Annotated in this window: 14 protein-coding genes and 1 pseudogene; 7 read left to right on the top strand and 8 right to left on the bottom strand. The window is 54.4% G+C overall.

The window, feature by feature from the left end:
• The first annotated feature begins 485 nt into the window (after window positions 1-485).
• Window positions 486-2,894 carry a DEAD/DEAH box helicase gene (locus AC6IZD_RS11330; protein ID WP_497783425.1) on the top strand — a complete coding sequence of 803 codons (2,409 nt, stop codon included), beginning with the start codon at window positions 486-488 and terminating at the stop codon, window positions 2,892-2,894.
• Window positions 2,884-4,218: a ribonuclease H-like domain-containing protein gene (locus tag AC6IZD_RS11325; RefSeq protein ID WP_497783424.1), complete on the top strand. Its 1,335-nt coding sequence runs from the start codon at window positions 2,884-2,886 to the stop codon at window positions 4,216-4,218. Before AC6IZD_RS11330 ends, AC6IZD_RS11325 begins: the two co-directional genes overlap by 11 nt.
• 343 nt (window positions 4,219-4,561) lie before the next feature.
• On the opposite strand, the gene AC6IZD_RS11320 is transcribed toward AC6IZD_RS11325, so the two are convergent.
• Both AC6IZD_RS11320 and AC6IZD_RS11315 read right to left on the bottom strand, forming a co-directional pair.
• The gene (locus AC6IZD_RS11320; RefSeq protein ID WP_497783423.1) at window positions 4,562-5,059 is read right to left on the bottom strand and encodes a hypothetical protein; all 498 of its coding nucleotides are present in this window, start codon (window positions 5,057-5,059) and stop codon (window positions 4,562-4,564) included.
• A 182-nt stretch (window positions 5,060-5,241) separates the two neighbouring features.
• The gene (locus AC6IZD_RS11315) at window positions 5,242-5,718 is read right to left on the bottom strand and encodes a hypothetical protein (protein WP_497783422.1); all 477 of its coding nucleotides are present in this window, start codon (window positions 5,716-5,718) and stop codon (window positions 5,242-5,244) included.
• A gap of 609 nt (window positions 5,719-6,327) precedes the next feature.
• Between AC6IZD_RS11315 and AC6IZD_RS11310 the strand changes: the two genes are divergently transcribed.
• From AC6IZD_RS11310 to AC6IZD_RS11295, 4 genes are all read left to right on the top strand, one after another.
• Complete coding sequence (locus AC6IZD_RS11310; protein ID WP_497783421.1) at window positions 6,328-7,368, top strand: glycosyltransferase family 4 protein; 1,041 nt, start codon at window positions 6,328-6,330, stop codon at window positions 7,366-7,368.
• Window positions 7,369-7,533: 165 nt separating this feature from the next.
• Window positions 7,534-9,909 carry a glycoside hydrolase family 65 protein gene (locus tag AC6IZD_RS11305; RefSeq protein WP_497783420.1) on the top strand — a complete coding sequence of 792 codons (2,376 nt, stop codon included), beginning with the start codon at window positions 7,534-7,536 and terminating at the stop codon, window positions 9,907-9,909.
• Window positions 9,910-9,956: 47 nt separating this feature from the next.
• Window positions 9,957-10,886: a universal stress protein gene (locus AC6IZD_RS11300; protein WP_497783419.1), complete on the top strand. Its 930-nt coding sequence runs from the start codon at window positions 9,957-9,959 to the stop codon at window positions 10,884-10,886.
• Window positions 10,873-11,649: an HAD family hydrolase gene (locus AC6IZD_RS11295; protein WP_497783418.1), complete on the top strand. Its 777-nt coding sequence runs from the start codon at window positions 10,873-10,875 to the stop codon at window positions 11,647-11,649. Before AC6IZD_RS11300 ends, AC6IZD_RS11295 begins: the two co-directional genes overlap by 14 nt.
• Window positions 11,650-11,978: 329 nt before the next feature.
• On the opposite strand, the gene AC6IZD_RS11290 is transcribed toward AC6IZD_RS11295, so the two are convergent.
• From AC6IZD_RS11290 to AC6IZD_RS11280, 3 genes are all read right to left on the bottom strand, one after another.
• Window positions 11,979-12,761, bottom strand: coding sequence for a metallophosphoesterase family protein (locus AC6IZD_RS11290; protein WP_497783417.1), 783 nt, complete (start codon window positions 12,759-12,761; stop codon window positions 11,979-11,981).
• Window positions 12,762-12,885: 124 nt separating this feature from the next.
• A complete protein-coding gene (locus AC6IZD_RS11285) occupies window positions 12,886-13,461 on the bottom strand; it encodes a hypothetical protein (protein WP_497783416.1) in 576 nt (191 codons plus the stop codon).
• Complete coding sequence (locus AC6IZD_RS11280; protein ID WP_497783415.1) at window positions 13,458-14,525, bottom strand: phospholipase D-like domain-containing protein; 1,068 nt, start codon at window positions 14,523-14,525, stop codon at window positions 13,458-13,460. The genes AC6IZD_RS11285 and AC6IZD_RS11280 overlap by 4 nt, the downstream gene beginning before the upstream one ends.
• A 161-nt stretch (window positions 14,526-14,686) precedes the next feature.
• On the opposite strand from AC6IZD_RS11280, the gene AC6IZD_RS11275 reads away from it, so the two are divergent.
• On the top strand, window positions 14,687-15,703 hold the full coding sequence (locus AC6IZD_RS11275; RefSeq protein ID WP_497783414.1) for a hypothetical protein: 1,017 nt from the start codon (window positions 14,687-14,689) through the stop codon (window positions 15,701-15,703).
• Here AC6IZD_RS11275 and AC6IZD_RS11270 read toward each other — a convergent pair whose 3' ends face one another.
• The 3 genes and pseudogenes from AC6IZD_RS11270 to AC6IZD_RS11260 all read right to left on the bottom strand — a co-directional run bounded on the left by AC6IZD_RS11270 (window position 15,704) and on the right by AC6IZD_RS11260 (window position 19,612).
• Window positions 15,704-17,542, bottom strand: coding sequence for an ABC transporter ATP-binding protein (locus AC6IZD_RS11270; RefSeq protein WP_497783413.1), 1,839 nt, complete (start codon window positions 17,540-17,542; stop codon window positions 15,704-15,706).
• Window positions 17,543-18,186: 644 nt separating this feature from the next.
• A pseudogene (locus tag AC6IZD_RS11265) lies at window positions 18,187-18,498 on the bottom strand (PadR family transcriptional regulator); the annotation flags it as partial.
• 226 nt (window positions 18,499-18,724) lie between these two features.
• The gene (locus AC6IZD_RS11260; protein ID WP_497783412.1) at window positions 18,725-19,612 is read right to left on the bottom strand and encodes a sigma-70 family RNA polymerase sigma factor; all 888 of its coding nucleotides are present in this window, start codon (window positions 19,610-19,612) and stop codon (window positions 18,725-18,727) included.
• Between the last annotated feature and the right edge of the window lie 557 nt (window positions 19,613-20,169).

Raw genomic sequence — 20,169 nt, 5'->3', positions numbered from 1 at the left:
GACGTGGTCACTCCGCGCATGCCAATTCGGAAGGGAAGTGGCCTCTCTCGAATCCGGGTGCACACCTCGCAAGTTGAAGATTGCACCCACAAATGTATTTCCATTCCTCGTACTTATCTCCTAGACGAAGATACTGTTTCAATAGTGTCGGTCCGAACAATCGCCTTCGGTGGACGATTAAACCTAGTGATGATCCTTCATTATCTGGAACAGGATCTGGCAGAAGATAGCCCGAGCCCAACTCTGAGTTTGGCTTCCGAGATCGCCCTCCTCGCGATCAAGCTGCGCTGAACCTTTAGGTTCTGAGTCATTATTACTCCGGGATAGTTCGCCAAGCATTTTGCCTAAACTGCCGAACATAGGCAGGATCGATCCTAGGAGTTGTCGAATCAGCAAGGGCTCGATCTGCGCTGTTGATAAACTGCTGTTTGGATGCTAAGCTGGCGAAGAAAAGGCGAAACTACTTTTTTCGCCGGAGTTCTCGCATGTCTCAGTCGGCGCTCGCACCTCGAAATCCCACAACACTAGACACCGTTCGCCAAGTTCTAGGCAATCTTGCTGGCCGTCACACTGCGGACGAGGTGCTGACCTGCGTGAGACAGATTCCGGCGCGCGAGGCGACGTTCCAGCCTATGCCCGATTGGGTGACGAGCGAACTCTCCCAAGCGTATCGTGCGAAGGGGATCAACCAGCTGTACTCGCATCAGGCGAGCACGGCCGAGGTCGTTCACGATGGAAAGAACGTAGTCGTAGTTACACCGACCGCCTCGGGTAAGACGCTCTGCTACAACCTTCCGGTGTTGAACTCAGTACTGGAGAATCCCGATACCCGCGCGCTCTACCTGTTTCCAACGAAGGCCTTGGCGCAGGACCAGCTTGCGGAGCTGCACAATCTGGCGACACGCCTCGAAGATCGTTTCGGAGTCTTCACCTACGACGGTGATACACCGAGTGATGCGCGCAAGGCGATACGTGAGCGCGGGCACATTGTCCTCACGAATCCTGACATGCTTCATACGGGCATTCTTCCCCACCACACCAAGTGGATGAGATTGTTCGAAAATCTTCGCTATATCGTGCTCGATGAACTGCACACGTATCGCGGAGTTTTCGGCAGTCATCTGGCGAATGTTTTGCGCAGGCTGCGGCGCATCGCCAACTTCTATGGCTCCGATCCGCAGTTCATCTGCTGCTCCGCTACGATTGCCAATCCCGGCGAGTTGGCGTCGCAACTGATCGCGAAGGATCTTGAGGTCGTTCAGGAGAACGGCGCTCCTGCAGGCGAGAAACTGTTCGTCTTCTACAACCCACCCGTAGTCAACAAGAATCTGGGTATCCGCCGCAGCTACATCAACGAGGCTACCCGAGTTGCGAAAGAGCTAATTGCCCGTAGGCTACAGACGATCGTATTCGCGAACAGCCGTTTGCACACAGAGGTCATGCTCACCTATCTGCAACAAGCGAATAGACCAAAGCCCGGACAGTCGGAGCCGATCCGCGGCTATCGTGGCGGCTACCTGCCACGCGAGCGACGGGAAATCGAACGCGGTCTGCGTGAAGGGCACATTCGCGGCGTTGTCGCAACCAGCGCTCTCGAACTGGGAATCGACATTGGATCGCTCGACGCAAGCGTGATGGCGGGCTACGCGGGATCGATTGCATCAACATGGCAGCGCGCCGGGCGCGCAGGCAGACGCAACGGGACCTCATGTGCAGTTTTTGTCGCATCCTCGGCGCCGCTCGATCAGTACATCGTCCAGCATCCAGAGTATTTCTTCGAAAGCTCTCCTGAGCACGGCCACATCCAGCCCGACAACCTAGAGATTCTCGTCAATCACCTGAAGTGCGCGGCCTTTGAACTACCGCTTTCGCCCGACGAGCATTTTGGCAGCATCGACCTGCTGGACATCTGCGAGCGACTCGCGGATGCAGGATTTCTCCACCGAAGCGGAAAGAATTGGCACTGGATTCAGGAGAGCTATCCGGCGAACACGATCAGTCTGCGTTCGGTCACATCCGACAACTTCATCATCATCGACACGACCGGCGACGACGGCGGCAAGCCCGAAGTGATTGGAGAGGTGGACTTCACTTCCGCGCTCACGACAGTTCATCCGAAGGCGATCTACATCCATCAGGGACAGCAGTATCACGTCGAGCGCCTTGATTTTGATCACCGCAAGGCATACATCAAGCGCGTAAATGTTGATTACTACACCGACGCAATTCGCTACACACAGGTGCGCGTGCTTGAAATCGCCCAGGAAGAACTTACTCCCGGCCCCGCTGCGCGTTCGCACGGAGACGTTCTTGTGCGGTCGCAGGTCGTCGGGTTCAAGAAGATCAAATTCTTCACCAACGAAAACATTGGCTCCGGCAAACTTGAATTGCCGGAGAACGAAATGCACACCACCGCCTACTGGGTCACCTTGGAAAAAGCGCTTTTGGCGAGACTGCCTTTTTCGCTTTCAGAGAGGCAGAGTGGAATCTTCGGCCTTCTGCATGCCATGGCTTCTATCGCGACGTTGCTCTTGATGTGCGACCGGGGGGATATCGGAACCGCCGTCGGCGAACGGCCGCCGAGTGCCGGGTCGGCCGTCGAGTGGCAGGAGTTTTCTGCCTCGCCGGAAAGTGAGAAGGAGTTCTTCCGTCCCAACCTCTACATCTACGATGCCTATCCCGGCGGAATCGGATTCAGTGAGCCTCTCTATGGCATGCACGATCTGCTGGTTGCGCGCACGCGTGAACTGATCGAGGGATGTCCTTGCGAGAGCGGCTGTCCGTCGTGTGTAGGACCTGCGGGAGATAACAGCAAGCACGCAAAGGAAGTTGCCTTGACGATTTTGTCGCGGCTCCACGCCTCTGTTCTAGCGGAAAATAAAGATGCTGAGTAATCCGCAAAGCCCAACGCGTGACCGCTTTGCAGGATTGAAGGCGCTGCAACGCCCGTCGGCATCAGCGATCGTTGATCACGAACTCGTGCCGGTTGCGGACGATACCGCAGGCGACAGCGCGGTGACACTTGCCGCAGGGTCGGCGAGGCTTGTTTCGATTCTCGGTGCAACGGTAAACACCAACGGTTATGGCGACCACCTTCGCCTCCGCTGCTGGCACGGCACCAGCGCGCCGTGCACTCCGACAGAAGCGGCCATGCGTCTGTTCGCTCCGCAAGCTCACGAAGACGCGCTCGATCCGCAGCGCTGGCTCTTTCTCGACACAGAAACCACAGGTCTCTCAGGAGGAACCGGCACCTATCCTTTTCTTGTGGGCCTCGGTTGGTTCGACGGTGGAGGTTTGGAGATCGAGCAGTTGTTCATGCGCGAGTACAACGAGGAACAATCACTGCTGGCCGCGCTCGCTGAGCGGATGGAAGAGCGTCCGGTGTTGGTGACCTTCAACGGCAAGTCGTTCGATTGGCCCCTTCTCGAGACACGCTACCGCATGACGAGGAAGATCACTGTGCCCACTCCCAAGGCACACCTCGATTTCTTGCATCCCGCACGTAATCTCTGGCGGATCCGGCTCGGCTCGGTCAGGCTCTCGCGGTTGGAAAAACACGTGCTCGCATGGGATCGCGGCGACGATCTGCCTTCCGAGCAGATTCCGCGCATCTACCAGGACTTCGTGCGATGCGGCTACGCCGATCCCTTGGTCTCCGTATTTCTGCACAATCAGATGGACTTGCGTGGTCTCGCCGGACTCGCGATGCGGATACTGACGCTTTTAGCAGAGGATTCTTCGGTTAATGACGGCTTCGAACTTTATGGCCTGTCGCGAATGTGCGAACGCCGCGGAGAGACCAACCGCGCGCGCAGATTGTACGAACAGACACTTGGCGCCGAACTGCCAAAGGGGGAGGATCGCGCTGCTCGCGCATCCCTTGCGCGTCTTGCGAAACGCGATGGAGACTGGAAACGCGCACGCGAACTCTGGGAGAGCGTGCTCGGTAACTCGCGTGAGGGTTACGAAGCATATGAGCAGCTCGCGATCTACTTCGAACATCAAGCGCGGCAGCCGCAACGTGCGCTGGCCATCACCAACGAAGCAGTTTCACAACTCCGACGGGCTAACCAAACAAGGATGATCGCCGCAGTCGCCTATCGGGGCACAAAAGAGAAGTTTGAGCATCGACGCAATCGTTTGCAGTGCAAGCTCGCACAAACCCCGTCTAGGATGTTGCTCAAACACACGGGAGATAGTTCGCGATCTCTCTTTTAGAGGCGACCGCTCAAGCATCGTCTCGGAGCTTCACACCAGCAATTTACGCCGATTCATAGCCAAGTTCCACGATAGTTAACCAGAACGGGGCTTTCAGCCACCGATGCCAGAACGGATTACCTTCACCGATGCGGATATGTGAGCAGCTATCTATCGCGTACGCAGGTATATCCCAGATGCAGGTTCACTTTCCCGACTGCGCCAGCACTCTCAGGATCAAATGCGGCCATGTCGTTTGAGGTTCTCGGCTCATCGAAGTGCAACGGACGCGCCTGAGTCGTTCCGAAGACTTTATCGACAACAAAGCCTTCTCCACAGTGTCCATAGAGGACAAAGCCTCCCGTCAGGTAATAACTTGCATAAGCTTGCCATGGCCGCAATCCTTGCCACCGCTCGACACGCGGAAGATGATTGGGTGATCTCCACGCGAATAGTTAACTTGCATTTCGACCCGATATGCGTTGACCGAATTATCTGGCTTTGCCTTCGAAAAATCAGGTAATGGCAACTTCCGCATACAGGAACCCACGGGCTCGATGTGACTTACGTCCTGATACACATCCCGGGAGTAGTATCCAGTACCGGCAAAATCAAGAGCGCCCTTTGCTCGCACTCGACAGCCCCTCAGGACTTCGAGTGGCGTCCAGTCTTCTTTGAGAGATACGAGTTGAATCGAGGTCTGTCCGCACTGTGGTTTCTCCAGCTTAAGCTCAAACCACTTGCGGATACCGTCGTGATAAATGAGCCTGCCCTCCAACGTCCGGACCGTCGATCGAACGGTGGGCCCCGTTGCGCTTTCCTTCGGGCATTCCTGTGCGATTGTGGCAATGAAAAAAAACACTGCGAATGTTAACGCTCTGGATATGTTCATTCTGCGGCGATACACAGCGTTTCGGATTGGACGCTCATTCCGGCAGCACTTTACGCCAAATCGCGTCCAAGTTCACGTTACTTGCTGCGAACGGGGCTTCGCTTCGACGATCCCAAATCTGGATCGTGCACGAGATGGCGATTTATCGACAGTTATCCTTGCGAAATGGGCTTCAACTCAAAGAAAGAAATGCCAGTGCCGAACGTATCGTGAGTTGCGGAAACTTGAGCCTCGTTGTCACAACTTATCCAGTTATGTCCATCGCCCGTTTCAAATGCAATTTCATCTCTTACCGGCTTCTCAATGTCCGTTGGGAGTAGCTCGTTGCGAACCACGGTTCCGTTCCGCAGAAAGAGCAACTGGCGACGCAACTCTTCACTATCGAAATGAACGCCAGCCACTCTCTGACGCTCAATTGGCGAGACGCCGTAGTCGAGACAGAACATCCTGTCCCACTCAAACGGCGTAAGCTCTTTCAACCGAATAACGCAATTTCTTGTCGGGTTGCATTTCTTCATAACGACCGACCCCATCTGACCTTCTAGACTTGATGGGCTGACGCTGTTGCGATTACATGCCAACGTGCCGATGATCAGGAAGAACGATGCAGTTGCAAGTCCGTGTCTCACGCGACAACCCTATCCCACAGACGGATACCTGTCCATAACGGGGCTTTCGTTTACCTATCCGGCTTTGGCAGGAGAATGCCGGGCAACCGTTGCTGCTCTTCACGGCGGCGAACCAGCATTGACCGATCTGCGAGATAACCTCCGACGCGTCCGGGGCAAGTCGCTCATTGTGATCGGCTACTCATCGACTTTCAGGACTATTCCCGGTGGTTTGAGCTGCGGGCGGGTTGTCGGCAATCCGGAAATGATCCGCACCGCAAATCTCAATGAGAGGTAAATCGGCCTGGGCGTTTTTTTAGGCCAGACTTCCTGGTACGGTCGTTTTGGGCATGCCAGCGGCCTGGAGGCCGAAAGGAGCAAACGGCCACCCTGCTTGAAAAATTCCCCAGCGTTCCAGGCGACGGAGGATATTTCCGGTACGCCGAATCTTTGAAATCCCCACGGCACCGGAGCACAAATCACTTTTAGGGCAGCTTTGCCGTCCGGATTCCTTGCAAAGTAGGTTCACGGCGGAAATTAGCTGAGGAGTTCATCAATGGCAGTGCCTGCCTGTGCCTACTTTATTGCCATCCAATCAACCATGTCGTGATTTGACGTTGGAGGATTGCATTGCGAGTAGGCCTGATCTCTCCCCCCTTTATTCCTGTTCCCCCTGTAGAGTACGGCGGGACTGAGCTTTTCATTGCCCACCTTTCAATCGGCTTGAAGGCGATCGGCGCTGAGGTGATTGTTTATACAAATGGCGAGTCAACCGTGGATGTGGAGAAGCGCTGGCTCTTCAGTAAATCGCGCTGGCCACTGAAGGGCAACGATTACGCCCAGATACATGACGTGGAGCACACGGCGTGGGCGTTAAGGGATGCTGCCGAATCCTGCGACATCATTCATCTGAACACAGCCACCGGGCTTGCATGCACAGTTCTATCACCGCTTCCCTGCGTATACACGCTTCATCATCCAAAAGATAAAGAACTAAGCGAGATCTACTCCCGCCTTCCAGAGGTTGACTACGTTTGCATCAGCGCGGATCAGTGCAAGCGCGAGAATATGCCAAAGAGTCACACGATCCTCCACGGAATTGACCTTTCGCAGTACCGTCTCCAGATAAAAAAGCAGCAGTATCTGAGCTTCATAGGAAGGATCGCTCCGATCAAAGGCACTCACCTTGCAATTGAGATCGCCAAGCGATCGGGAATTCCGCTAAAGATTGCTGGTGAGGTTCAACCCTTATACCGCGACTACTTCGAAGCGAAGGTGAAGCCGCACATTGATGGCAAGTTCATTGAATACATAGGACTGGCGGATCGAGCCACGAAGAATGAGCTATTGGGCAATTCAATGGCAATGCTATTCCCAATCAAATGGGATGAACCATTCGGTCTGGTGATGGTTGAGGCAATGGCCTGTGGAACTCCCGTGTTGGCGCTCAGAGCTGGGTCGGTGCCCGAGATCGTCAGAGATGGTGTGTCGGGCTATGTTGCGCGGAACACTGACACGCTGGTGCTGCGATTGCGGGATCTTCAGACTGATCCTACGGAGATTCGCAAGTACGTTGAGGCGAACTTCTCGCAAGAGCGGATGGCACGCGATTATTGTGCGTTGTACAGCAGAATTCTTGAGTCCGGACACACTCGAGATCACGCGGCGTGAGCTGCAATTCTGAAGGGCATACTTGCCTCACTACGATCGAAACCGTCCGGCTTGTTTGCTATCTTCTATCGCTGGCTGGACATCGAAGATCAAGCAGAGGCGTGCACCTATGGTTCCGGTTCGCGGCGCTAGCTCAAGAGAGTTTCGGGTGGCTCATCTGAAGAGATGCTGAATGCAGTCAAGCAACGGGAACGTTACGGGGGGCCTAGCGCACTCTGTGAGTTGAGCTTCGATCCAGATTGGGTCCTAGTCGAAGAGGGCTTTACGCTCGCACGCGAGCACGAAGTAGAGTCTTTATTTGCAATATCGAACGGGTACATTGGCAATCGTGGGTCGCTCGCGGAAGGGTGTCCACTTTCTTCTCCCGCAACGTTTGTCGCCGGTGTGTTCGAGATTGATTATCCCGGCGCCATTCCCGGCTTGCTGCTGTTGCCCGACTGGACCGGAGTGCGCGCGTGGATAGAAGGGCATCCTCTAAGCCTGGCCGATGGAAAGGTTTTGGAGCATCGTCGCATTCTGGACATGCGCCGCGCTCTGCTCTGGCGCGAGTGGCGGCATAGCGATATTGATGGTCGAGTCAGCCGCATTTCCAGTGTTCGCCTGGCATCGCTGGCGGACCGACATCTTCTGGTGCACTCGATCGTATTCACGCCAGAGAATTACAGCGGCTCAGTGCAACTTGAGACCTCGATCGAACTGGCGCCAAACGTCGTCGCGTCGCCACCGCCTGAGGATTGGGTCACCCGACACAGTGCTCTGCGGCCCAACATCCTTCCGCTCGGACTGCGTTCAACTGGTACAGAAATCACGGTCGCAATCGCCGGGATAAGTCAATTGCTGTGCCACAACCATGGTACGGGCCGGCGCGATATTGAAATCACCGAGCGTCGCGTCACTGAACGCTTCAGTCTGGATGTTGAGATAGGCGTTGAGTACCGGCTTGACCGCCTTGTCTGCGTGTATTCGTCGCGCGACACCGCTCAGCCCTACGTAGAAGCAATTTCGCATGCGAATCGTGCGATGTCCTCAGGGATTCGGAATGCAGTGGCTGCGCACGAGCGCTGTTGGGCAGATCGCTGGCGTGCCGCGGACGCGCAAGTTGAAGGCGATGATTTTCTGCAGACCGCTTTGCGCTTTGCGGCCTACCACTTGATCAGCGCGGCAAATCCAGAGGATGAGCGCGTTTCGATTGGTGCGCGTGCTCTCACCGGCGAGGCATACAAAGGTCATGTTTTCTGGGACACAGAAATTTACATGCTGCCGTTTTATGCCTTGACTCATCCGGCGTCAGCCCGGGCCTTGCTGATGTATCGGTATCACACTTTGCCTGCCGCGCGCGAGAAGGCGCGTGGTGAGGGGTGTCGCGGTGCCATGTTTGCGTGGGAGTCGGCCGATATCGGAGAAGAAACAACTCCGACAGCTGTCATCGGCCCCGACGGAAAAGTCATCGCTATCCCCAACGGCAGAATGGAAATTCATGTCTCAGCAGACATCGCCTATGCCGTGTGGCAATACTGGCAAGTTACAACGGACGAGAAGTTCTTATGCACGGCCGGCGCCGAAATTCTCATTGAGACAGCTCGCATGTGGGCGTCCCGCGGACAAATAGAGAGCGATGGGCGTTACCACATTCGCCATGTGATTGGGCCGGACGAGCATCACGAAGACGTGGATGACAGTGCTTATACCAACCTGATGGCTCAGTGGAATCTGCGCCATGGCGTTCAGGCGGCGAAGATCATGTCTGAAAGCTGGCCTGAACAGTGGGAGCAACTCGTTTCGGGCTTGGGAATCCCTAGTGAAGAGATTCAGTCGTGGTCGCACATTGCAGACATAATGTTCATTCCGTTCAACCCTGCAACGAAGCTATTCGAGCAATTCACCGGTTTCTATCAGAAACAGCATATTGACCTCCGAGCGTATGAGCCACGCACAACCGCGATGGACGTCATCCTGGGGCACGACCGTATTCAGGAGACGGATATCGTGAAGCAGGCCGACGTGATCATGGCTATCCTGCTGCTGTGGAACGAAATCCCCTCGGATGTTCGTGAAGCAAATTTCCGCTACTACGAACCTCTAACTGGACACAGCAGTTCTTTGAGTCCCTCAATGCATTGCCTCGCGGCAGCACGACTTGATCACTTGGCCACTGCGTCCAAGTACCTGAAGCAAGCGGCAGAAATCGATCTCGGAAACAACATGAGTAATGCCGCCCTCGGCGTACACGCGGCGGCTATCGGCGGCCTGTGGCAGGCGGTTGTGTTCGGCTTTGGAGGTTTATACATACAGGAAAACGGGTTGAGTTTTGATCCGCATCTACTCCCACATTGGAAACGCCTGTCCTTCCCGTTGCTCTACCGTGGGGCGAGCTTGGCTGTAAACATTCACGATCATTCTTTGAGCGTGAAGGTGAAGCCCGGTGGCAAACCAATCAATCTTGAAGTGGCAGGCAACCGGGTGTCTGCGAATATTGCCGGAGAATACACGATCCATCGCTTGGACGGGGCTTGGGCACAGTGGCAGGTGCCCAACCCATAACACCGCTGGAACGACACGGAGCGGGGTTGAAGAAAAGTGAGGTAGTCATGACAGCAGCAATGCGGGACTGGCAAGGTGCGCTTCGAAAACCGCCTGGCTCCAGCAGGTTCGTATTAGAAAATGTGATCGTACCCCTCGACGACAGTGATGAAGCGAGGCGGGCGCTCCCAGTGGCAAAAGCTGTCGCCCGACTGCAGAATTCAACACTGCACGTTATCTACGTCAGCGAGCGAGGTGGAACTTCGAGGCAGACATCGCGAGAACTTGGACTTGACATGGAGGATCTGCGCGGCGCCGTGATCGACCATGCCGGCGGTCTTCCCGCCGAGGCAATTCTGCGGATGGCGACGGAACTGCCCAACTCATTAATCGTAATGTGCACGCACACCATGGCCGCCGGTAAGCTCTCCCTCGGATCAGTGTCGGAAGCCTTGCTTGCGGCCGCACCTCGGAGGCTACTGCTCATGACGCCTGATGCCACCAGCGAGCTTTGGCGTTTGCGTCGCGTTCTGTTTGCGCATGACGGTTCGCCCAGCGCTGCCTCCGCCATCCTGCCGGCTGCGGAACTTGCAAAACTCAGCGGTGTCGAGGTGGTCGCCCTTCATGTTGCCGCACCCCATGCAGAGCACCCCAACGAGCCTGGCAGCTTTTCCGCTCCGCGCTACCTCGACCAGCCGCAACACGAGTGGCCATCGTGGGCCGGTGAATTCGTGCAACGCATGCTGGCCCTGGGAGGTTCGGCGGCGGCAATTAATTTCAAACTGCTGGTCACTGGTGGAGGGCAGCCCGGATCGGAGATCGCTCAGTTTGCGCGTGACAATGATTCCGACCTCGTGATCGTTCCGTGGCATGGAAACTGGCAAACCCAGAAGGGAGGTGCGATCGATGCCATTATCCGTCGCTCCAAGTGTCCGGTTTTGCTCATCTGTACGGCGTCATGCAGCACGCTGAAGGACATCGGCGATGCCAAGGTGTGAGGGAATTGACGCTGCAGTGTTCGATCTCGACGGAGTCGTTACTTTCACTGCCAAGATTCACGCCGCTGCATGGAAAGAATTGTTCGACGACTACATGCGTGAGCAGGCGGAACGCGTTGGTGAAGCTTTCCGGCCCTTTTCCGAAGCGGATTACAGTACATACGTGGATGGAAAGCCAAGATACGACGGTGTGGCCTCGTTCCTCGAGTCTCGCGGAATCCACCTTCAGCGTGGAACTCCCGCCGATTCTCCTGCCAACGAGACGGTCTGCGGTCTCGGAAATCGTAAGAACGATCTATTCAATGCAAAGATTCAGGACTTGGGAGTGGACGTGGATGACGATGCGGCGCGCTTCATCCGAGAGCTGCGTGCCTGCGGAGTTCACGTTGGCTTGGCTTCGTCCAGCAAGAATGCGGTTTCGGTGTTGCGACGTGTGGGGCTGCTCGAGTTGTTTGAAGCCCTCGTGGACGGCAAGACCAGTGAGCAACAAGGTCTGAGGGGCAAACCTAAGCCCGACATATTCCTCGCGTGTCTTCGAGAGATGGGCCCATCGCTGAATCCAAAGCGAGCGATGGTGGTGGAGGATGCAATTTCCGGAGTCGAGGCCGGGGCCGCAGGTGGATTTGGCCTCGTGCTCGGTGTCAATCGCGGCAAGGACGCAGAGCAGTTGCTCCAGCACGGTGCCAATTGGGTCATCAACAGCTTCCGGGATATCAATGCAGAAATGGTTAGCGAATACTTCCGTGGTCAGAAGGCGGCCTAACGCTTGTCAGAAGATCTGAGCTTGCGACCATGGCACCGGTTGAATGCATACTGATTTGCACCAAATCGGTTTAGTGGGTAAGTGAAGAGTCGGCGAGGGCGGCTGTTCATATGATTCTCGTGACTCCTTGCACACCGCTGCGAAGCACACGCTTCCTTTAGGTGAGTGTGAGATATGCGTGCAAGTTCGTGATTGGCCGGCCGTGTCCGGTTTGTTGCCTATCCGGAAGTAAACCGCACCGCAAATCTCAATGAGAGGTAAATCGCCTACGAAGCAGCAGCATGAAAGGCACCATTGGGCATAGCCGACTAGGACTCGTGCCCAGCGTTTCAACGTGGCTGTCTCCCACGCGAGAGCTCTCCTGAATCTATAGTCATCCCGCGGCGCGCAATAACTTGGAACCACATCGTATCACCGCTAATTTCGACCAGCATAAAAGCACGATCCATATCATAGGACTTCAGAGTCTGCGACGAAGTCCGCACGTCATGGGTCATCAACTTCCCTGAATTGCCCAGTACAAAGTACGCAATCCCGTCCTTCGACTTGACGTGTTCGTAGATGTGCTCGTGTCCGGAGAATACAACGTCTACTCCATAACGTTTAAACATCGGCTCAACTTGGGTTCGAAGATCGAGATCAGGACCATGTGACTTGCCATCGTTGTATAAGGGATGATGGAAGTATGCGATCTTCCACTTCGCTTTTGACTCCGCCAACACACGATTAAGCCATTCGAGTTGTGCCGGATCAACGTAGTTGCTGTCGAGCACAAAGAACTCCACTGCCCCCTTTCTAAACGTGTAATAGCGCTGACCTCCCATGTTGAATGGTTTGTAGTTGCGCTCAACATCCGGATCGTCGTGGTTCCCGAGTGAGGCGTAAAATTTAACGCCCGACCCGAGCAGTGGCTGGTATGGACGCTCGAACTTGCGGGCAAAGTCATCAGGCTTGTGGCCGCCATAGATGTTATCGCCCAACATGATGACGGTATCGAAGGCAACGGTGTCATGATACAGCTCCATGATCTGTGCAAGTTCGTACTGCTCCCGTTCTCCAGTTCCGCTGTCGCCGATCACGACAAACCGTACCGAACCCGACTTCAATGGCACTCGAAGGTCAAGACTGCCTTGGGCTGCGGCAGACGGTGCCGGCTGCGCAATGCCCGCTGGCGTTAATGCAAGCGCAGCTGTCAGCGCCAGGACAATAGACCGGCAGTGGAATCTCATATTGGGGCTAAATTGGGGGTAGTGCATTAGCAATAAAGTCCACTATCAAGTTTGTTCCCGTGTCACGTAGAACCAGTGCTCTACCAACAATGCGATATTCCAACTCTTGTGGGAGTTGCGGAAGGTGCAGCAAAAGCGTTGGAGGAGTAGACTGCAGCGGCACGGACATTGGATAGCGTTGATTCACACCGAGAGGAATGATCTTCACTGGCTCACTGTGCTTCAGTGTTGCCCGTACGCTCTTGCCTTCCGGTCCGGATAGCGTAGACGCCAATTGCTCCTGAAAGTACCTAGTAACGGCGGGAGTGAACAAATCCCCCTGCTTCGCCTCCCTACGGGCTTCCAGCATCTTCTGGGCGGCTTGCTGACGTTGAGAGTTGATCTTTTTTGCCGATGCTGCGGGCTTAATAGGAACGCCAATCACCTGCTTCCGTGATTCTAGGTATTCAGTAACGCGTGCGAGGAACTCATCTTTGGGAGTTTTCGGCGATGAGATACTTCCGGACTGCGCCAAGCATAGCGCAGCCGACGCGAGAACAACGGCAAAAGTCGCGATGTGCCTAGGACGAACTTGATACCTCATGGCCTAGCCGCCTCCTGCGCCATGTCACGCACCGCTTTCTTGGTCACATCGCGCACGGTCTCACCCACTGCCGCTTTTACTGCCTGTTTGACACTCTCCTCAATGTGGCGCGGCTCCAGTTTCCCCTTCGCAGATTTTCGTACGGCTTTGACTACGTGCTGAACGACAGGATCAACGGGAAGGTTCTTGCCCACAATCTTCGCAACCAGTTTTGCGGTTTTAGCCACAGGGATTTTTGTGCGCTTCTCCGTTGCTGCCACTGCCTCCGATGCTTTCCAGTCCTCCTCAAATTGGCGCATCAAGGTTTTCAGAACCTTGGCATCCCGGAACACCACCCCAATTTCGCGCCGAGCGTCGAGTTCTAGCTGTCGAAGGCTCTGACTTCCGATGAACGCTTCGCTGCCATCACGCAGGATTGTGCGCGTGTGCAGACGCATGCGACCCAATGTTCGCGTTTCGATGCCATGCGTGTGCAACTCGCCGATAACACGCACATCTATGCCCGCCTCGCACTTTTGGTGGAGCAACCGAATCATTGCTGGATCAGCAATCTTCGGATCGTAAATGAGCAACTGCCTTTTCGCAGCTTTGATGAATGACGTCAACTCGCGCCGCGCATTCACTGGACTGACCAAGAATCGTCGATTTCCTGATGTGTACGGCTGCCTCTTGCAGTCGGCTTCAAACAGATTCACAGCCTCCTGCACCAGCTTCCGATTGCGAGTGATCAGCGCAAAACTTCGACTGTGGTCGATATCGAGGTGGGTGAAGTTAAACGCAAGGACATGCAGTTCTTTTCGATCGATGAGGACCATCTTCCCGTGATACCGCACGAGGTCCCCTGCTGTTCGCGCCACCGTGATACCTTTTGCCAAAAAGTGCGTCTCCAGCTTACGGAGATTCTTTTCCCCGCCGCGGTTTGTGAATGCGATCAGCGCATGAACAAAGACCCCGCGTTCGACCGCATCTATGAGCGCGCGTTCGACCTCGGCGCGATCAAACCGGAAGATCACGATTTCAATTGAAGTCTTGGCTTTCTTAATGGCCGCTATGAGCGGTTCCACCCCGTCTCCCGGCTGAACTATAAGACGCAAGCTCTATCCGCCTCCCGTGTGCTTCCGTTTTGATGCAATTGCGAGTTCACAGGCAACTACAATCAGCTACTTTCGCATTTAAGTACAAGGGACAAACAGTTGCTGTGCGAGAGGGACTCTGCGCGGCGTGAATGAACTCTTCTATGCGTCTTGCTCTCATCATTTATCTCGGTCTCGCGCTACCACTTGGCAATGCGGTTTGCGCTGCACAGAGACAACCGGCGCAACGTCCTATTCCAGTCATCTGGAACGATCCCGGGAACATTCGAGCGAAGAATCTTTTCTATGGCGTCGGGGGTGAAGACAGAGTTCCGCGCGAACCACTCAAATACCAATCGGAGGACAAGGGCGGCACTAGTCCGAAGTTCGATGTGAGAGATGCCAGCGATGAAAAGTGGAAAGCCAAACTGGGTCCAGAAGCTCAGCCAGAGATAGTGGCCTCACGCCTGCTTTGGGCGGTTGGGTACTCAGCAAACGAGAACTACTACTACGACGATGTAAAGATTCTCGATATAGCCAGTCATCAAAAACGCGGCAAGAAATACATCGAAAAGGACAACACGGTGCACCACGTTCGACTCCAGCGGCGCCCTCCCCACGAAAAGAAGAGAGCTACATGGAGTTGGCGTAGTAATCCGTTGAAGAATACACGTGAGTTTAACGGTTTGCGGGTGATGATGGCGCTACTAAGTAATTGGGACCTGAAGGATGAGAACAACACAATTTATGAGGATACGCACGATCCGTCGCATGTCGTTTACGGCGTCAGCGATGTGGGCGCGTCCTTTGGCACTTCAGGCAAGAGTTTCACGAACGGCAAGTCGAAGAATAATCTCAAGGCCTATCGAAAACACAAGTTCATCGCCAAGGTAAGGCCCGATTCTGTGGACTTCAATTTTCCGACCCACCCGTCCTTCATTTACTACTTCCCGCTGTTTGAGTTCCCGTTCGTGTGGCAGGAGATGCGACATCGCTGGGTAGGTCGTGACATTCCAAAACAAGATGTGAAATGGATTGCGGGCCTGCTCTCACAGCTTTCGCACCAGCAAATTCGCGATGCATTCAGGGCTGCAGGATATTCAGACACGACGCTGGATCAATTCACCGAGGCGCTAGAAGCGCGCATTGGCGAACTATCGAAGCTTTGACTATGCAGATCTGAATTGCAGCTCGTGCAATTCGGCGTACACTCCTCCCGCACGCAACAGTTGTTCGTGATTGCCACGTTCGACAATTAGCCCATCCTTCACGACAAAAATGACGTCCGCGTTTCGGATGGTTGACAGCCTATGTGCAATCACGATGGTCGTGCGGCTCTTCATAAGCCGATCAAGCGCATCGAAGACAAGTTTCTCGGACGCAGTATCCAGTCCAGAGCTTGGCTCATCCAGGATCAGAATAGGCGTGTTACGTATGACAGCTCTCGCGATCGCTATGCGCTGGCGCTGTCCACCGGAGAGCGTCATTCCTTTCTCACCCAACACGGTATCGTAACCCTCGGGAAGTTTTTCAATGAATTCGGCGGCATTCGCCAGCTCCGAGGCGCGGATAATCTCTTCGCGTTTCGCGCCTGGCTTGCCATATGCGATGTTCTGCCACACTGGAGCGCAGAACAGCAGAGTGTCCTGCAGCACAAAACTGATCTGGTCTCGCAGAGACTTCTGGCGAAACATGCGCACATCAACGCCATCGATCTTTACGACGCCAGATAGAGGTTCGTAGAACCTGGAAATTAGGCTGATGATGCTCGTCTTGCCTGCGCCAGTAGGCCCAACCACCGCAGCAACTTGTCCCGGCTGTACCTCCAAGCTGACATCTTTCAAGACCAGATTCTCTGGTGAGTACCCAAAACTGACATGCTCAAATTCGATGTGTCCCCTTAGCTTGCCGGCATGACGCGCGCCGCGACGATCCTTAATTTCATCTTCGCTCTGCAGAATCTCTTGAATGCGCTCGTATCCAACGGCAGCCTTCGTGTAGCTGTCGGTCATTTTTGAGAGCTCCTGCATCGGCTTATACATCTTGCCGAGATACAGAATGAAAACTACCATCGAGCCTGCCGACAGCGTGCCTGCGAGCACAAACCGTGCTCCAAACCATAGGACGAGACAGGTGCCTGTGGCGACAACGACGTTCACAATTGGCGTGAGTTTGGCTTTCAGGCTGCGTGCCCGTAGTGCCGCATCGACCTGTTCTATGCTCTCCTGCTTCAGTCTCTCCAGTTCGTAGTCTTCGCGCGCAAACGCTTTTACCACGCGAATTGATGAGAACACTTCTTCAACGGTAGATGTGATTCCTGCTTCTTTTCGCCGCACGGCACGCGAGGCCTTCTTGATCCGTCGTGTATACACAAACACGATCGCAAATAACACAGGAGCGATGGACAGCGCGATCAGCGTGAATCGCCAATTCAGGTAAAACATCACTCCGATCATTCCCACGAGAGTAATGGCGTTGACCAGAACACCCAACAATCCAGAGGTTATGAAACTCTGTATCGCGTCGATGTCGGCTGTTACTCGTGAGATCAGATCGCCTGTGCGGTTCTGGTCATGGAAAGCAAGTGATAGTTTCTGAATGTGCGCGTATATCGTGAGACGAAGGTCGTAAGCGATCCACTGGCCGACGCTGGTGGTTAGGTACTTCTCGGCATACGTGCAAACAGCATCGAGAACCGCAATCGCTATCACTGCAACGCAGGCGAACTTTAAGATTGCCAGCGATTCGGAACCAGTGAAGCGCTGGACCAATGACATCAGGCCGCGGTGAGCCCCCTTCGAGCGAAGCACTCCGTCAAGCACAACTTTCAGTGGCCACGGCTCAAGAAGGTTTGCTGCTCCTTCTCCAACAACGGCAATGAAGCCTATAGTGAGTGCTACCCAATGTGGCCAGAGCAGATCCCGAATCCGGAGGTGCTTAACATTTCGACGCGGGATCGCCTTCGCCTTAGCTTCAATTTCCGGCGCAACTTGTGGATTCGGGGCCATCAGCACCTCCAACGCGACACAAACACCAAAACAGGTGTGATGCGCGTCAGGGTAGGAGCGACTAATTCGAGGGAGGGACTCACGGCGGCATTTCTCAGACAGTGGCGAAATTTGTTGCCTCCATGGCTCGCTAGAAATGAAGACGGTAGAAAAGCATCCTTCTGAAGGATCTCCTGTACCCAGGATTCATCGGTGTTGATTTCTTGGGCGTCAAAATATCACCTGTTCGCCAATGCACAACTTGAACCTGGGTTTGTAAAGGATTCGGCCTTGGGATAACAGAAAAAACCGTGCTCAGATGTAATGAAAGAAGTCGTACCTTCCTGAAGGAGTGTGACTTAGTTTCAGGAGGTACGCCGATGATCCACGTAGGGGGCGATCTTCACCAGAGGTTTTGTTACGTGACCGCGGTGGATGCAAGTGGCAACAAGCTGGCGCAGCGGTCGATTGTGAGGGATCTATCCAAGCCTTGCTCATCTTGGCGTCATTGGCTTGACTGTAACGTTGTTTCTGATTGGCAGTGGACTGTCGACACACGCTAATAGAGGTTGGGATTCGACCATTTCTGCAAGGGCTAGTGCTCTGGGCAATGATCGGCGGGGCATCACTCGCGTTGATTAGTTCTGGATGGATACGCGTGTAGACTAAAGGAGGGCTTTGCCGTTAGTAGAGCGCTTTTGATTGGAGACGTCCGCAGCATTACTTCGCACTTTCGCAACGAAGCCACTCATGGATTCCGATAGGTTATCCAGCACTTGAGACCATTCATCAAGATGCTTACGGCCGCCCTTCGTGAGAGAGTACACCCGACGTGCTGGGCCCTTGCTCTGGGCATCCCATGTTGATTTGACGTACCGATGTTCTTCCACCCTTCGCAACGTGCGGTACATGGCTGCGCCTTCAACCTCTGCATCGGTGAGCGCATGCTCTTGCAGGCTGGTCGCGAGCTCATATCCATACGTTTTCCCCGCTCCTTAGCATGTACAGAAGAACTGGCTCCAAGATGCGATAGACGTTCCCCATTGCGCAAGTGCAAGCATAGCCGTTGGGGTGTGTGCGGGATGCTGTTTTCTAGTCGGCGCCCGTGCTATTCCGCCACCACTGGTGGGTGCTCTGCAGGGAGTGAATACAGAAACTAGACGAGTTGTTCGAGGCGAAAGGGCTGAGGACTAGATATCTGGCCTATTTGTGTGCCGATCTTCTCTTCGACAATTCTCGTGCGACTCGGGAGCGAACCTCACTCGAACTTCCTGTTGTTGGTACCTCATCTGCTAGAGAACGCGTCCGTTCTATGGTAATTCGCAAACTGGCAAGAAAAGCTTCGCAAGGCTTGCATCCTTTCATGTGGCGCTCTAACTCCTGACACAGCTCTTCGTTCAACGCGCCATCCAGATACTCTGAAAGGCTGGAGAATATCTGCTTGCAGTTCCTGGATCGGGCAGACAAGTGAGACGCCCCGGAAGGTGTTAGTCGTTGTTGATTGTGCGAGGAGAGAGTTGCATGCGAAAGTTCTTTACGGAGGAAGAGCCTGGCACGGTGCAAACGTACACGCACATTCCCTTCTGTCAGCTTTAGGATCTGAGCAATTTCCTCGGTTGAAAGCTCTTCCATGTCGTGCAGCACAAGCACAAGCCGGTATGCAGCAGGCACGTTCAAGATGGCTTGCTGGAGTTCCGCCTTGTCTTGCATGGCTATTGCAGACTTTTCCGGTGATGGTTCATGTGAGGCAAGTTCTGCCAGTCGATCTAGTTCCTGTTCATCAGGCATCAGTTCTTCCAGCGAGAGATGCTCTTTTGGAGCAAACTTGCTCCTGCGGCGAGACATCCAGCATCGATTTTTCGCAACAGTGTAGAGCCAGGTAGTGAGAGCCTTTGGAGTATCGAACTTGCGAAGGTAAGGTATGGATTTCAGCAGTACATCTTGCATTGTGTCTTCGGCGTCTTCACGATGTCCGCAGACGTTCATGCTGAATGAAAACACAGTCCTCTGCAAAAGCTCCAGTGCCTGTTCTATGTCGGCTACTTCGCCAGCTCGAAGTAGCTCAAATGCTTTGACAACGTCAGATCGCATAGCTGTCATAGGCTATCACGCAAGTATCTCGCGTTAGAACATTGCCATACCCGAGAACGAACGTTTGAGAAAACCCGAGGAAGACGAGCTTCACCGTCAGGTCGGGGGCGAATGCGAATGTGCTTGCGGTGCCTGGCCAGAAGAATGATTTCCGCTTAAGTCTGCAGTACCTGGGCTTGGCTCAGTTCGACAATTGAGCTGAGCCAAGTTCGTAGCGCGCTTACTCAGATCCAGTGCCGAGTTTGCTTCAGCAGTTGCGAAGTGACCTCGACGCGCTGGAACGAAGATTGTGCCTGAAAGGTGACCCATCATATCAGTCGCGGCACCCGCACTGGCGTGCCACGAATGCACTCAGAGCACTTATGGCTTTGCCGCATCAGATCATGTTCGGCGTTCTGGAACTTCATTGCTGACCTTTTATTTCAAAATGCATTGAATGCCCTCAGTTCATCCTCCAATATCGTCTGCTGTCATTTTGAACTTCGTTTCAAAAATACAATTACTTCGTTCCGTGCTGTAACGCGCAGGATGTCCATTGCATTTATTAGCTCAGAAGC

The sequence above is a fragment of the Koromonas humicola genome, from assembly GCF_059726255.1.
This window is presented reverse-complemented; position numbering and strand designations above follow the sequence as displayed.

What these genes read in the sequence shown, in the direction of transcription:
- AC6IZD_RS11330 (WP_497783425.1), top strand. Translation starts at nt 486, where the DNA reads ATGTCTCAGTCGGCGCTCGCACCTCGAAATCCCACAACACTAGACACC.
- AC6IZD_RS11325 (WP_497783424.1), top strand. Translation starts at nt 2,884, where the DNA reads ATGCTGAGTAATCCGCAAAGCCCAACGCGTGACCGCTTTGCAGGATTG.
- AC6IZD_RS11305 (WP_497783420.1), top strand. Translation starts at nt 7,534, where the DNA reads ATGCTGAATGCAGTCAAGCAACGGGAACGTTACGGGGGGCCTAGCGCA.
- AC6IZD_RS11300 (WP_497783419.1), top strand. Translation starts at nt 9,957, where the DNA reads ATGACAGCAGCAATGCGGGACTGGCAAGGTGCGCTTCGAAAACCGCCT.
- AC6IZD_RS11295 (WP_497783418.1), top strand. Translation starts at nt 10,873, where the DNA reads ATGCCAAGGTGTGAGGGAATTGACGCTGCAGTGTTCGATCTCGACGGA.
- AC6IZD_RS11285 (WP_497783416.1), bottom strand. Translation starts at nt 13,461, where the DNA reads ATGAGGTATCAAGTTCGTCCTAGGCACATCGCGACTTTTGCCGTTGTT.
- AC6IZD_RS11275 (WP_497783414.1), top strand. Translation starts at nt 14,687, where the DNA reads ATGAACTCTTCTATGCGTCTTGCTCTCATCATTTATCTCGGTCTCGCG.
- AC6IZD_RS11270 (WP_497783413.1), bottom strand. Translation starts at nt 17,542, where the DNA reads ATGGCCCCGAATCCACAAGTTGCGCCGGAAATTGAAGCTAAGGCGAAG.
- AC6IZD_RS11260 (WP_497783412.1), bottom strand. Translation starts at nt 19,612, where the DNA reads ATGCGATCTGACGTTGTCAAAGCATTTGAGCTACTTCGAGCTGGCGAA.